At 45.8% G+C, this 13,949-nt stretch carries 14 protein-coding genes; 8 read left to right on the plus strand and 6 right to left on the minus strand.

What is annotated here, in order from left to right; translation table 11 throughout:
• The first annotated feature begins 56 nt into the window (after positions 1 to 56).
• The 3 genes from SD450_RS02910 to SD450_RS02920 all read left to right on the plus strand — a co-directional run bounded on the left by SD450_RS02910 (position 57) and on the right by SD450_RS02920 (position 2,154).
• Positions 57 to 599: a hypothetical protein gene (locus SD450_RS02910; protein ID WP_318343140.1), complete on the plus strand. Its 543-nt coding sequence runs from the start codon at positions 57 to 59 to the stop codon at positions 597 to 599.
• Positions 577 to 1,407 (plus strand): class I SAM-dependent methyltransferase, encoded by an 831-nt coding sequence (locus SD450_RS02915; RefSeq protein WP_318343141.1) that lies wholly within the window; start codon positions 577 to 579, stop codon positions 1,405 to 1,407. The genes SD450_RS02910 and SD450_RS02915 overlap by 23 nt, the downstream gene beginning before the upstream one ends.
• Before the next feature lie 240 nt (positions 1,408 to 1,647).
• Positions 1,648 to 2,154, plus strand: coding sequence for an OmpH family outer membrane protein (locus SD450_RS02920; RefSeq protein WP_318343142.1), 507 nt, complete (start codon positions 1,648 to 1,650; stop codon positions 2,152 to 2,154).
• Positions 2,155 to 2,206: 52 nt separating this feature from the next.
• Here the strand turns inward: SD450_RS02920 and SD450_RS02925 are convergent, their stop codons facing one another.
• From SD450_RS02925 to SD450_RS02935, 3 genes are read right to left on the minus strand one after another with little or no spacing between them, the layout of a single operon-like run.
• A complete protein-coding gene (locus tag SD450_RS02925; RefSeq protein ID WP_318343143.1) occupies positions 2,207 to 2,800 on the minus strand; it encodes a hypothetical protein in 594 nt (197 codons plus the stop codon).
• Positions 2,801 to 2,812: 12 nt separating this feature from the next.
• Complete coding sequence (locus tag SD450_RS02930) at positions 2,813 to 3,208, minus strand: DoxX family protein (protein ID WP_318343144.1); 396 nt, start codon at positions 3,206 to 3,208, stop codon at positions 2,813 to 2,815.
• 12 nt (positions 3,209 to 3,220) lie between these two features.
• Entirely contained in the window at positions 3,221 to 4,372 is a 1,152-nt protein-coding gene (locus tag SD450_RS02935; protein WP_318343145.1) for a DNA polymerase III subunit, read from the minus strand.
• Between the two features lie 199 nt (positions 4,373 to 4,571).
• On the opposite strand from SD450_RS02935, the gene SD450_RS02940 reads away from it, so the two are divergent.
• The 3 genes from SD450_RS02940 (at position 4,572) to SD450_RS02950 (ending at position 8,483) form a co-directional block, all read left to right on the plus strand.
• On the plus strand, positions 4,572 to 5,762 hold the full coding sequence (locus tag SD450_RS02940; protein ID WP_318343146.1) for a phosphoglycerate kinase: 1,191 nt from the start codon (positions 4,572 to 4,574) through the stop codon (positions 5,760 to 5,762).
• Between the two features lie 120 nt (positions 5,763 to 5,882).
• Positions 5,883 to 7,472 (plus strand): lytic transglycosylase domain-containing protein, encoded by a 1,590-nt coding sequence (locus tag SD450_RS02945; protein WP_318343147.1) that lies wholly within the window; start codon positions 5,883 to 5,885, stop codon positions 7,470 to 7,472.
• Positions 7,473 to 7,484: 12 nt separating this feature from the next.
• Complete coding sequence (locus tag SD450_RS02950) at positions 7,485 to 8,483, plus strand: DUF4837 family protein (protein WP_318343148.1); 999 nt, start codon at positions 7,485 to 7,487, stop codon at positions 8,481 to 8,483.
• Positions 8,484 to 8,563: 80 nt separating this feature from the next.
• On the opposite strand, the gene SD450_RS02955 is transcribed toward SD450_RS02950, so the two are convergent.
• From SD450_RS02955 to tatA, 3 genes are all read right to left on the minus strand, one after another.
• On the minus strand, positions 8,564 to 8,734 hold the full coding sequence (locus SD450_RS02955; protein WP_318343149.1) for a DUF6747 family protein: 171 nt from the start codon (positions 8,732 to 8,734) through the stop codon (positions 8,564 to 8,566).
• A 249-nt stretch (positions 8,735 to 8,983) separates the two neighbouring features.
• The gene (locus tag SD450_RS02960) at positions 8,984 to 10,972 is read right to left on the minus strand and encodes an OmpA family protein (protein WP_318343150.1); all 1,989 of its coding nucleotides are present in this window, start codon (positions 10,970 to 10,972) and stop codon (positions 8,984 to 8,986) included.
• Between the two features lie 227 nt (positions 10,973 to 11,199).
• The gene (tatA, locus tag SD450_RS02965; protein ID WP_151890351.1) at positions 11,200 to 11,397 is read right to left on the minus strand and encodes a twin-arginine translocase TatA/TatE family subunit; all 198 of its coding nucleotides are present in this window, start codon (positions 11,395 to 11,397) and stop codon (positions 11,200 to 11,202) included.
• 161 nt (positions 11,398 to 11,558) lie between these two features.
• On the opposite strand from tatA, the gene SD450_RS02970 reads away from it, so the two are divergent.
• Both SD450_RS02970 and SD450_RS02975 read left to right on the plus strand, forming a co-directional pair.
• Positions 11,559 to 12,428: a M23 family metallopeptidase gene (locus tag SD450_RS02970; protein WP_318343151.1), complete on the plus strand. Its 870-nt coding sequence runs from the start codon at positions 11,559 to 11,561 to the stop codon at positions 12,426 to 12,428.
• Positions 12,429 to 13,928, plus strand: a complete 1,500-nt coding sequence (locus SD450_RS02975; RefSeq protein ID WP_318343152.1) for a GH3 auxin-responsive promoter family protein — start codon at positions 12,429 to 12,431, stop codon at positions 13,926 to 13,928.
• Positions 13,929 to 13,949 lie beyond the last annotated feature (21 nt).

The following is a 13,949-nucleotide window of genomic DNA, read 5'->3' on the forward strand; positions in this document are numbered from 1 at the left end:
TTTCCCTATGCGGTATGGCTTAATTTTTGATGGAAGTTGGTTCAAGCCAAACCATCATGAAAAGATTTCTGATTATTTTATCCGTCCTCTGTGCAAGCTCTTGCATTCCGTTACGGATAGCTCCAAACATAAAAGATTACAAGATCACCAAAGGGAAAAAATTCAAAAGGGGATTGCCCAAGAAAACCATTTTTGTTTTTGAAGACCCAAAGGACGCCAACGAATTTTATCAGTACATCAACACAAAATTCCACCTCGAGGATTACTATGTGGATGTAGAGGTTCCTTTTGAAGTTGAAGGAAAATCTTTTTTCTTTTCATTTTATGAAGTTGAAATCCCGACCAAAACCATTAATCTGCTCCCGCTGGTCGTGGATGGGGTTTTATCACAAGCAGCCGATATGGACCCTGTGTTTGAAGAAATCCATACGTCCCGAAAAGGAAATTGGTACATTGCCATGGAAGTCTTTAGCCATTCAGAAGATGATGTTTTAAAGGAAGGGTCAGTTTCAAGGGACGTAGTTTTGCCCTATCTTCGAAACCTGAAAAACGAATACTTGGCCACAGACAATTATAATGAAGTTGTTTTTAAAAACTAAAGACTTTTCGGTTTCCAAAGAAGACTTTGAACTCCACCTGGATGAAGATCTGGATATGTTGGTTACAAGCCCCCAGCCAGAGAATCTTGCCATGTATTACGAAAGTGAGGACTATATTTCCCACACGGACTCCCAAAAGTCGTTCACGGATAAACTTTACCAGGCCGTAAAGCAAAAAAACCTCCGAAATAAGATTCAACTTATTGATAATCAGAAAAATAAGCCCAATAGTTTATTGGATATCGGTGCAGGAACGGGTGATTTTTTGGTTTTGGCCAAATCGAAGGGGTATGAAGTTGCCGGAGTGGAACCCAATGACAAGGCTAGACAGCTCGCTTTGCAAAAGGGCGTGACCTTGGAACCGACACTGGAGCGGTTTTCCGGAACAACGTTCCAAACCATCACCCTTTGGCATGTCCTGGAACACCTTCCCAATCTTCAAGACCAAATAAGTGACATCTCCTCGCTTTTGGAAGAAGACGGGACATTGATCATCGCTGTCCCCAATTTCAAATCATTCGACGCAAAATATTATAAATCCTTTTGGGCGGGCTATGATGTGCCAAGACACCTCTGGCATTTTTCAAAAACTTCCATCGCCAAACTTTTTGATCGGCACGGAATGGAAGTTGCATCCATCCGTCCCATGTGGTTCGATGCGTTTTATGTGTCCATGTTGTCGGAAAAATACAAAGGCAATAAATGGTATCTACCCTGTGCCTTTTTCGTCGGTTTATGGTCCAACCTGGCGGCCATCTTCAACAAAGAGCATTCTTCCCTCATCTACATCCTCAAACGGAAGAAATAAGCGTTTTCAGGTCCGCTGTTCCACGATTGGATACAAGGTCCCACAATGCCATTCCCTTTAAAAAAATCGGCCACAGAGCCCGTTTATGCGACCCAAAAACAATAACCGTAGGCGATTTTAACATGCGATTCCCATAAATTTTATTTATGACAGGGAAAAACTAATTTTTCAGTTCCTGGAAAGATGTTGAAAGCATTCCAAAAGCTTTTCTATTTTTGCGCATCATTTAAAACGTGAAAGATGAAAAAATTAGGAGTACTTGCCATTGCTTTGATCGCCATGGCGTGCCAACAGAACAAGATCGGTTTTGTGAACAGCGTGAAACTGATGGACGATTATCAGGAACGGATCGATCTTGAGGCGAGGTTCAAGACCAAGGCCGATGCGATGGGCAAGAAGAGGGACAGTATTTCCCAAGCCTTCCAGATGGAGCTGCAGGATTTCCAGGGCAGGGCGGAGAAAATGTCACAAAAGAATGCGCAAGAGGAATACGCCCAGTTGCAACAGCGTGGACAGTTTGTGGGACAGCAATTGCAACAGGAAGAACAACAGTTGCAACAGACCAGCCAGACCCAAATGGATTCCTTGGTGAAAAAAGTGAAAAAGGAAATCCAGAAATATGGAAAGGAAAATGGTTATACCTATATCTTGGGAGGTGGTGATGGTGGTGCCGTACTTTATGGCGAGGATACCCAAGACCTCACCGACGCCATCCTTAAGATCTTGAATGATAAATACGAGGAGTAAATCTTTTAAAAAAGATAACGAAAAGCCCGTTCTTTTGAGCGGGCTTTTTGACTTATTCCTCTATTTGAATTTTACCAATTAAAGATATTATAAACCCTAACACGGAATGCTTTACTCTATTATAGAAATTGATTAAGTCTTGGGATGACAACAAATTTTTTCCTTTAAATTCCTTGATTGTTTTTGTCTTTTCTCCTATGATAGAATAAGAATGCTTGATAGCATCACTAACCTTTTTAAGTTCATCTATTTCGTTGTGATTATCAATGTCTCCAATTCTCACACCTTTTCTTTTAAGAAATTTCTTTGTTTCTTCCCATTTATAAAGATTCCTCTCATCCGCATCTCTGAATACCTGTATGAGAAGCAACTTGAGATAAATTTCAAAGTGTTTGTACAGATAAAGTATCCGCATTTCTGCCAAAGCTTGCAATTCTTTTTCTGCAAAATATAATTTCATTTGAACCATATAGTTTTTTTGCATCAAAGCATGAATATTCTCGACTTTGAGACTTGCAATTTCTTGTTCTAAATCGGCAAGTAATTTGTTTGTGGCATTTTCAAAATCCCAACTCCCAACAGATTGAAGAAAATATTCTATGCCAATAATTTGGCCGTCTTTAGGATAAAGATAATCTCCTATCATTTTTCAAATAATCTACTGCATCAAATACACCAAAAATACGGTGGGGATCAAATACACCACAATGGTCTGGGCCCCGGCATAATCCTTGGCCACGCGCTGTCCCAATAACAACAGCAAAAGGGTAATGGCAGAAAGCACGCCGCCCAAAAATCCGATGGAGCTGTTGCCGTCTATCAAAAACTGGATGACCCCCACACCACAAAGGATACCAGAGAGCATTTCCAGCAATAATATGGTCCCCAAAAGCACAGGCACACTTCCCTTAAAAATGGATTTGGAAAAATGACCGGTGAGCCAGCCGAGGTTTCCCTTCCAATCCAGCATTTTGTCAATGCCGCTCTGCAAAAAAGTAATGGTCAAAAAAAGCAACAACAGGATCTCTGTCGCATTTGAAATCAAATTATCCATGGATCAATATATTTATGCGGCCTTGGCATGCAAGAGGCGCGTAAGTTTTATGGATAGGTCCGTAAAGATCAGTTTAGGGTTTCCGTTACGTTCCACGTGAAAAATAGCGGTTTCCAACTCCTTTACAATATCCAAAATATTGTTCTCGTGTACAAACGGGGCAAATTTGTTCAGGTCAAAACCTTCCACATGGATCTTGGTGTGCACCAGTTCCTTGGCGCCATAATTGAGCAAAAGAGCCTGCCGCATCAAGCTCAGGCAATAGTTCAGGAACTGTTTTTGGACCTCCCGGCCCATTTTGGACACCTCATCGCTCCACAAAATGAGTTCCTGTATGGCCCCTTTGTTGCCCTTGGCCTTGAAAGCGCTACGGACCCACTGCACAAACCATCGTTCAAAGACGAGGTCTTCGGAGTCCTTGTTCATCAGGTCCAATGCCTTGTTGAAATTACCGTTGGCCTCTTGGGCAATGGCGAACGCCTCGGTCTGGTTCACCCCTTGCCGGATAAGCTCATCGGTGATCACCTGTTCGGCCAGTGGGGGAAAGTGCAGTATCTGGCAGCGCGACCGAATGGTGTTGATGATCTGTTCCTCCTCTTCTGCCAAAAGGAGCAGCACCGTTTTCTGAGGAGGTTCCTCAATGAGTTTCAATAGTTTGTTGGCCGCGGAAACGTTCATTTTTTCGGCCATCCAGACGATGAGGATCTTATAACCACCCTCGTACGATTTGAGCGAAAGCTTTTTTACCACATCCTGGGCCTCGTCCACGCCGATCTGCCCCTGTTTTTTTTCGATGCCGATCAATCGGTACCAATCAAACAGGTTTCCATAGGGCTGTTCCTTTACAAACTGGCGCCATTCGTCCAAAAAATGGTCGCTCACCGCATGGGACTTCACCTTGTCCGAATTGGAAACGGGAAACGCAAAATGCAGGTCGGGGTGCGTCAGTGACTGGCACTTGGTGTTGCAGGCCATGTTCCCGCCCTCGTTTTCGCCCCCGGTATTGCCACAGAGCAGATACTGGGCATAGGCAAGGGCCATGGGCAGGACACCGGAACCCTCCGGCCCTACAAAGAGCTGGGCATGGGCCACCCGGCCTGTTTCGGCCGTGGTCACCAAATGGTTCTTGATATGCTCAAGCCCTAAAACGTTTTTGAAAAGCATGTCCCAAAGATACATTTTTTAGAAGGTTGAAAAGATGGATGTAAGAAGTCAGAAGCTTCAAACCAAAAAACCTGAAACCCTAAACAATTCAATGACCCATTAACCCAATAATAAAAGCAAACCCTGAAAATATAACAAAAGCTTCCCGATCAAAAAGCAGGAAATCTTTACTTTTGGGACTCTCATAAAGACACACTACATGAAGACTATTGATGATTTTAATTTTGAAGGAAAAAAAGCATTGATCCGTGTTGATTTCAACGTGCCGCTGGACGGCAGTTTCAATGTCACGGACACCAGTAGGATAGAGGCCGTAAAGCCAACCATCGTTAAAATATTGGAAGATGGTGGTTCCGCAGTGCTCATGAGCCACTTGGGCCGCCCCAATGGCAAGGTGAACCCGGACATGTCCCTTTCACATATTGCTGATACGGTTTCCGAAATCATCGGTGTCCAAGTGAAGTTCGCGAAGGACTGTGTGGGCAAAGTAGCTGAAGATGCGGTGGCAAACCTTCAAGATGGAGAGGTGCTCCTGTTGGAAAACCTTCGCTTCCACGATGAGGAAGAAGCTGGCGACGAGGCCTTCTCGAAAGCATTGTCCCAATTGGGCGATATCTATGTGAACGATGCTTTTGGTACCGCTCACCGTGCCCATGCCTCCACGACCATTGTGGCCCAGTTTTTCCCGGACCATAAATGCTTCGGATACCTGTTGGCCAAAGAGATAAAGGCCATCGACAAGGTGATGGAGACCGGGGAAAAACCAGTAACCGCCATTTTGGGAGGATCCAAGGTGTCTTCCAAGATCACCATCATCGAAAATATTCTGGACAAGGTGGACAACCTCATCATTGGTGGGGGTATGACCTATACCTTCGTCAAGGCAAATGGCGGAAAGGTAGGAGACTCCATCTGTGAGGACGACAAAATGGACCTGGCCCTCGATATTTTAAAACAAGCCGAGGCCAAGAATGTAAAAGTCTATCTGCCCGTTGATGTGTTGGCGGCTGATGCCTTTGACAATAACGCGAACACCCAGTTTGTTGATGTGGACAAGATCCCTGATGGATGGCAAGGATTGGACGCAGGGACCAAGACCTTGGAAATCTTCAAACAGGTGATCCTAAATTCCAAGACCATTCTGTGGAACGGCCCTGTCGGTGTCTTTGAAATGGAAAGCTTTGCCAAAGGAACCATAGCCATAGGAAATTTCATAGACGAAGCCACCAAAAATGGGGCATTCTCCTTGGTCGGCGGCGGTGACTCCGTTGCGGCCGTGAAGCAATTCGGCTTTGAGGACAAGGTAAGTTATGTGTCCACAGGAGGCGGTGCGATGTTGGAAAGCCTTGAGGGCAGAACATTACCAGGAATCGCTGCAATATTGGACTAAGTTTTTCGTTAGGGATTATTGGGGAGAACCCAAGCAAAATTGGTTTTTTGGTCCGGAATTTTATTTTTTCGGAAAAAAAGCCCATTTTCGTTTGTCCCAAGAAAATCAAACCCTGTCCAAATGAGCCAAAAATTGAAAATTGCTGTATGTGCAGCGTTGCTTTCCGCGACCCCATATCTGTTTGCCCAAGAGTCGGAATCCATACCATCGGTGGAACAGGACTCCATTGTGTTTCCTGATGAGGAAGTGCCAGCGGTCAAAATGTCCAACATCAAGATCGATGGGGAATTTGTTGCCCTGGAGCAGGATGGAGAGGAAAAATTCCAATTGCAGGACCTTGAAGCGGCCAGAAGGTATGACAGCCTTTGGCTGAAAGAACTGCACAGCAGTGCGGACCTGTTCAGCGATATGCTCTTGGAGATACAGAATGGTCCCGGACAGGATTCCATTTTTGTAGTGGACCTTCCCACGGACACCTTGAAGGCCCGTTTGGCACGAATGAACGAGAAGACCCCGTTCAACATTGTCTATAATCCCTCTTTGGAAAGTGTCATCAAATCCTTTTTGACCCGCAAAAGGGACCTGATGCAGCGCATGATGACGGCAAGTCAATTCTACTTCCCGTTGTTTGAGCAGGAACTGGACAACCAGAACATTCCGTTGGAGATCAAATACCTCGCCATCATAGAATCGGCCCTTAACCCCAGGGCACAGTCGCGAGTGGGGGCCAAGGGGCTTTGGCAGTTCATGTACGGCACAGGAAAAATGTATGGGCTGGACGTGAGCAGTTATGTGGACGAGCGCCATGACCCCATTATGGCGACCAAGGCGGCCAGTAAATACCTTTCCAAGCTCTATGAAATTTTCAACGATTGGGACTTAGCACTTGCCGCCTACAATTCCGGGCCCGGCAATGTGAACAAGGCCATTCGAAGGTCTGGCGGGTATGAGAACTATTGGAACATCCGCCCGTTCCTTCCACGTGAAACGGCCGGCTATCTTCCAGCGTTCTTGGCCACCATGTACATTTTTGAATATGCCGAAGACCACGGCCTTCAATATAAGAAAGCCGATAGGCCCTATTTTGAAACGGACACCGTGCATGTCAAGAGCATGATCACCTTTGACCAAATCTCCAAATTGGTGGACATCAGCACCGAGGAACTCGAAATGCTGAACCCGGCCTATAAGCTGAATGTTATCCCAAAGGTAGAGGGGAAAAATTATACGTTGCGATTGCCAACCTCCAAAATAGGCAAGTTTGTGAGCAATGAGGAACAGATTTATGCCTTTGTGAAAAAGGAACTGGAATCCCAAAAGGAAACCATGCCCGAAATGGTCACCGCACAGGATCAGATCCGTTACAAAGTAAAAAGCGGGGACTATCTGGGCAAAATAGCCGAACGCTACGGTGTTGGGGTCAGCCAGATCAAAAGCTGGAACGGACTTCGGAGCAACAACCTCAGGATAGGTCAGCGACTGACCATCTTCCCCAGAAAACCTTACGTGGAGAGCAGCTCAAAATCCTCTTCAACAAGTGTGGCGGCCAGTGGATCCAAAGTGCATACGGTACAATCCGGAGACTCCCTTTGGACCATTTCAAAAAAATATCCAGGGGTTTCTGTTGAAAATTTACGAGAATGGAACGGTATTAGTGGCAATAACCTAAAACCAGGCACAAAACTTAAATTGTGCGATTGTTCTTCGTAAATTTAACACAAGATGAAAAAATTAGGGACACTATGCCTTGCCATGGCTTTATTGGCATTGGGAGCCTGTAAGGATTCAGGCCCGAAGGAAAGATTTCTTCCCCCATCAACCGGGGGGGTGAACAGCTTGATGGTGGTCATGGACACCGAGCTTTGGAAAGGGCCGGTAGGCGACAAGATCAGGGACGAATTCGCGGCCCAGGTATTGGGACTTCCACAAAGGGAACCCATATTCACCATCACCCAAGTACCCCCACAGGTCTTTAAAGGAACCACAACCTATTCCCGATCCGTGCTTTATGTGGAACAGGATTCCACTTCCCTGGCGCACATCAAGGATGATGCCTATTCAAAACCCCAAAGAGTGGCGGTGGTCACTGGGGCTACGGAGGAAGCAATGATCCAAAACCTGGATTCCTTGGCACCAAAGGCCATACAGGCATTCAAACAAGTGGAAATCGCGGAGGCACAAAGGCGATTTGGCCGCTCCCTGAGCAAGGACATGGCCTTGGAAGAAGAGTTTGGCGTCCGCTTAAAGGTTCCGTCACTGTACAAAGTGGGCAAGCGGGAAAAGAATTTCGTTTGGATGGACATCCAGATCCCGAAGGGAACCATGAACATCATTGCCTATGAAATGCCGTGGGACAGTTTTAAGAACGATTCCACATTTGTGGAAGACATTGTCCGGATGCGGGATTCCATCGGGGAAAAATACATCCCAGGCCCTTATGAAGACACCTACATGATTACGGAGAAAGCCTTTGCGCCCTACGTTTTCCCTGCGGAAATAGGTGGAAGGAAAGCCGTGGAGGTCAAGGGAATGTGGGAAATCCACGGATACCCAATGGCCGGTCCTTTCCTGACCTACATCATCAATGATGAGGAAAACAAACGGAAAATGGTGCTGGAAGGATTTACCTTTGCTCCGTCCACGGAAAAGAGAGACTATATGTTTGAACTGGAGGCCATTTTGAGGACGGTGGATTTTGATCCCAAACCTGTTTCCAAGTAAGATAACAATTAGTATATAAAAGCAAAAAAGCCCGTCGCTTAGCGTACGGGCTTTTTTGTTCTTTAAATGCTTAAGGTTGGTCAATCAAAGGCAAAGCCAGTGGCCATCCTGTAAACAAAGGCATAAAGCACGATGAAAAACATGACAAAGCTAAACCAGGCAAATACCTTAAAGTATTTTTCTATGATGATGTGCCCCAAGTTGCGGAAGCCTTCCAAATAAATTTCTTTAACGAGTATTAGTTTCTTCATAAGTCAGATTTTAAGATTTAAAGACAAGGCAAAGTTTCAAATTCAACGACTTTGATGAAAAACTAAGGGACGAAATGCCCAAAAAGAAAGACCAAAGTGATGCGGATGGGTCGGGATTCCGCAAAACACGCGTATTGATCGATATACTGCAAAAGAGGGTCATACCGTTTAGCGAGAGAAACATCCGATAAATGGTACAAAGGGGAAAATGAGGCAGAAAAAAGGACGAAACCGGACTTAGAAAACCCTTTATTGGGACACGATGATGAATTCCGATCGTCGGTTGAGGCGATGTTTTTCAGCATTGCACCGTTGGCCATCCGAGCAATTGTTCAACAAACGCTCTTCCCCATAACCCATGGCACTTTCAATCTGGGAAGGGTCAACACCCTGCGAAATGAGGTAATCCTTTGTGGAATTGGCCCGTTTCTCCGAAAGGTATTTATTATAGGATGCATCGCCTATGGCATCGGTATGGGCCTCAATTTTGATCACCAGTTTTTTGTGCTCCTTCAATACGGCCACCAATTTGTCCAGTTCCTGTGCGGCCCTTGGCCTGACCTTGAAACTGTCAAAATCAAAATGGATGGCTTCGGGATCCAGGGACACGATATTTTTTTCCGTATCGATGATATCGTTCACCACTTTGAGCGTGGGATTGACCACAATCCTCTCGTTGGCTTTTGTGCTGGCGGCCCTACTATCTTCAAAATAGCCATCCTTAGCGGTTTTGATGGTGTATTTGGTATTGGGGGAAAGATTCGGGAAGATATAGCCTCCATTGGCATTACTGTTGTATGCTGCAAGCAATTTCCCTTCGCTGTCCAATAACTGCACGGTCGCATCTTCAAGAAGTTCCCCGGTCTGTACATCTTTCACTTCCCCGGAAATGGCGTTGAGGTTCTCTGTTTGCACAAAGGAATAGATGTCATCGTCCCCCTTACCGCCTTTTCGGTTGGAGGCGAAATACCCCTGTTGGCCGGAAGCATCGATGATATAGGAAAAATCGTCCCGAATACTGTTGACGGGTTCCCCCAGATTGACGGCCACGCCAAAAATCCCATGGGAAACATCGGAGTGATACACATCCAGTCCGCCAAGGCCCATAGGTCTGTTCGATGAAAAATAAAGCCCCCCTTCCGTAACGTAAGGGAACATCTCCTTGGCATCCGTGTTGACGGTTCTTCCCAGGTTTTTTGGTTCGGAAAAGCCTCCATTTTCGTGGATATCCACCACATAGATGTCCGTTTCTCCAAAACCGCCTGGTCTATCGGAAACGAAATACATTTTTTTGCCATCTGGGCTGATGGCCGGGTGTCCGGTGGAATAATTTTCACTGTTGAGCGGAAGTTCCTCGGCCTCTGTCCATTCACCATCGACCCATTTTGAGCGATAGATCTTCAGGTGGTTCACCCCTTCTTTTCCCCGTTTCAGTTTTTTACCATAATTGTTTCGGGTAAAATAAATGGTTTTCTGGTCCGGAGCGAAGGCCACGGAGGCTTCATGATACTTGGTATTTATCTTTCGCGAAAACTTTTTGGTCCCGAAAAGCTCCCCTTCCTCATTTTTCTTTTGCGCCACATAAAGGTCCAGAAAGGGTTGGTTGGTCCAACGATATCTTCGGGTGGTCAGAAAAGAAGTGTCCCTTGCCGAGGCAAAAACGAGCTCGGAGCTGTTATGGAACATGGGGGAGAAGTCGGAATAAGGGGAATTTATGGCCAGGTTCTTGATCTTGGTCAAAGAGGCACTCTTCCAAGTTGTAGATTTGATGTTTTGGGGTCTTCCGGTCCCTTTTAGGGTTTCGTTATATCGGAAGCGAACATCTTCAGGCATCTTTTCGGCATACCTGCTGTACAGTTCATGGTACCATTTATAGGATTTCTCCAAATTCCCACTGAAATAATGGGAATCCCCGGCCTTGGAAAGCAGTTCCATGCTATGTTCCGCACCATGCTGTTCCAGGACGAGGTCGAATATTCTGGCCGCTTCCGCATACCACATTTTTGAATAGTAATCATTGCCTTGGGCAATCAGTTTTTCCGTAACCCCTTTTTCGATGGTATTGGGAGCAGTATCGACACTGGTTTTACTCCCCGAAGGGTCAACACTGTTCTTATAGTAGTATTGGGAATTGGCCATTGTGGATGGGCTCTCCTCGGCACTATCCATAAGGGAAGCTTCCTGGGAGCTGGCCCCAAGGGAAATCAACAAGAGAAAAAGCAAGATATGTCTTTTCATTACCGCTCCAGCTGCACAAACGGCGTTGGTGCCGTTTGGAGGTTAAGCAAGTGGGCTTAACTTTGTTTCAAACCACTAAAGTAGAGCAAGAAGAGGGGGAGAGTAACTTTTTGTTGTGAACGGATGGATTTTTGGCGTGTAATCCAATATAATGTGGTTCTTCATCGACAAGCCCCCAAATAATGAGGGCTTTATTGATGTAAAAACCCGATAAGTCAAGAATAGGATTAGGACTTGGATTCTTTGCTTCCGCCTTCCAATTTTTCTTCTTCCTTGGAAGCATCCTTGAATTCCTTTATGCCACTTCCAAGACCTCTCATCAGTTCGGGAATCTTTTTGCCTCCGAAGAGCAAAAGAACCACAACAACAATGAGCACGATCTGCCATGGGCCGAGCATACCTAAAAACATAGTTTGAGCAATCATAACTTCAAAACCTTTAAATGAAAGGTAAAATTACTAAAAAGAACTGGAAGAGTATGCCCGATTAACGAAAATTAGCAATTCGGAAGACACCTAGGAATTTGATACAAGGCTTTTTAAAAAGCTTAACACCAATATTAAAATCTAAGATTATCTTTGTTCTTATGGCAAAGGACAAAAAGAAAAGAAAGGAAATAAAGCGCAAGCTGCTGCACAAGTACCGCTTGGTGATCCTCAACGAGAGTACCTTTGAGGAAAAGATTTCGTTCAAGCTGAGCAGGCTCAACGTTTTTGTCACGGGTACCCTGTTCATCATTGTACTGATAGGGCTCACCACCTTGATCATTGCCTTTACCCCGCTCAGGGAATACATTCCTGGGTATTCTTCCACCAAATTGAAACGCCAGGCCACCGAACTCACGTACAAAACCGATTCCTTGGTCACCGTTCTCAACTATACCAATCGGTATTTGGACAATGTCCGCATGGTTTTACGAGGGGATATCGAGAACAACCAAGTGAACCGCGACTCGCTTTTTGAACAATACAAACTGGACCCTTCCACAGTGGACCTCACGCCCATCCGGCAAGATCTCCTACTGCGCGAAGAAGTGGAGCTGGAGGACAAGTACAACCTTTTTGAACGGAACATCGAGAATTTGGGAACGCTGATGTTCTCGCCGATCACCGGGACCATGTCACAGGGCTTTGACATAAAGACCAAACACTTTGCAGTGGACCTGGTGGCCCCAAAGGATACTCCGGTAAAATCCATTGCCGATGGCACAGTGCTCTTTGCCGAATGGACCTCGGAAACTGGGTATGTCATCATCATTGAACACCAAGATGGTTTCACCTCGGTGTACAAGCACAACGGCTCCTTGACCAAATCGCAGGGAGACCTGGTCAAAGCCGGGGAGGTCATTGCATCCATCGGGAATACGGGAGAGCTCACTACGGGCCCCCACCTACATTTTGAACTTTGGAGAAAGGGAAAGCCAGTAGACCCCCAGAACTATATCGACTTTGATTAAATGTCATTAAAAGCACTAGCCGCAAAGATTTTTGCCAGAAGAGTGGCCCGAAGGACCGCAAAATGGATGAACCAACCTGTGCAGGCCCAGCAAAAAGTTTTTTTCGACTTGGTCGCCAAGGCCAAGCAGACCCAATTTGGGAAGGACCATGGGTTTGAACTCATCCAATCCCATAGTGATTTTGTGAAAAAAGTACCTATCCGGGACTATGAGGAACTGAAAGGATATGTCCAGCTGATCATAGACGGCCAGAACGATGTATTATGGCCCGGCAAGCCCATCTATTTTGGCAAGACCTCGGGTACCACTTCCGGGGCCAAGTACATCCCGATCACCAAGGAATCCATAAAGTATCAGGTGCAAGCCTCCAGAAATGCCATTTTGAGTTATATCCACGAGACGGGCAATGCAGATTTTGTGGACGGCAAGATGATTTTTCTTCAAGGCAGTCCGGAATTGGAGGAAAAAGGGGGCATCAAACTGGGGCGGCTTTCGGGAATATCTGCCCATTACGTTCCCAATTATCTACAAAAAAACCGATTGCCCAGTTGGGAGACCAATTGCATAGAGGATTGGGAAACAAAGGTGGACAAGATCGTAGAAGAGACCGAAGATCAGAACATGACGGTCATTGCCGGGATCCCCTCTTGGGTGCAGATGTATTTTGAAAAACTCAACGCGAAGACTGGACAAAAGGTGGGCAATCTGTTCAAAGAGTTCCAGTTGTTCATCTACGGGGGGGTCAATTATGAGCCCTATCGCGCCAAATTTGAAAACCTTATCGGAAGGAAAGTGGACAGTATAGAGTTGTTTCCGGCCAGTGAAGGTTTTTTTGCCTATCAGGATTCGCAGAAGGAAAAAGGCATGCTCCTGCTTTTGGACTCGGGGATTTTTTATGAGTTCATCAAAGCGGATGAGTTTTTCTCCGAAGACCGCAAAAGGCTCACCATTGCCGATGTGGAGCTCGATGTGGACTACGCCATGGTCATTTCCACCAACGCGGGGCTTTGGGCCTATGACATTGGGGATACCGTTCGGTTTGTTTCCAAAGATCCTTACCGGATCATGGTTTCGGGAAGGATCAAACATTTTATTTCGGCCTTTGGGGAGCACGTCATTGCCAAAGAAGTGGAAGAAGCCTTGAAATTGGCCGTGGACCAGACCGATGCCTTGGTCAATGAGTTTACTGTTGCCCCTCAGACCAATCCGAAAAATGGTGAATTGCCCTATCACGAATGGTTTATCGAATTTGAAAGGACACCTTCGGACATTTCCAAGTTTTCCAATATTATGGAGGAAAGCATGAAAAAACAGAACAGTTACTACTATGACCTGATTGCGGGAAATATTCTCCAGCCCCTGGTGATCACGTCCATCCAGCCTGGCGGTTTTCAGGAATACATGAAGGCAGTGGGCAAATTGGGAGGCCAGAACAAGGTGCAGCGCCTCTCCAACGACCGCAAGGTTGCGGATGGATTGCAGCCATTTAAAATGAGATAGTTAAGAATTGACTTACTATTA

It is taken from the genome of Flagellimonas baculiformis (assembly GCF_033441575.1).
GTDB lineage: Bacteria > Bacteroidota > Bacteroidia > Flavobacteriales > Flavobacteriaceae > Flagellimonas > Flagellimonas baculiformis.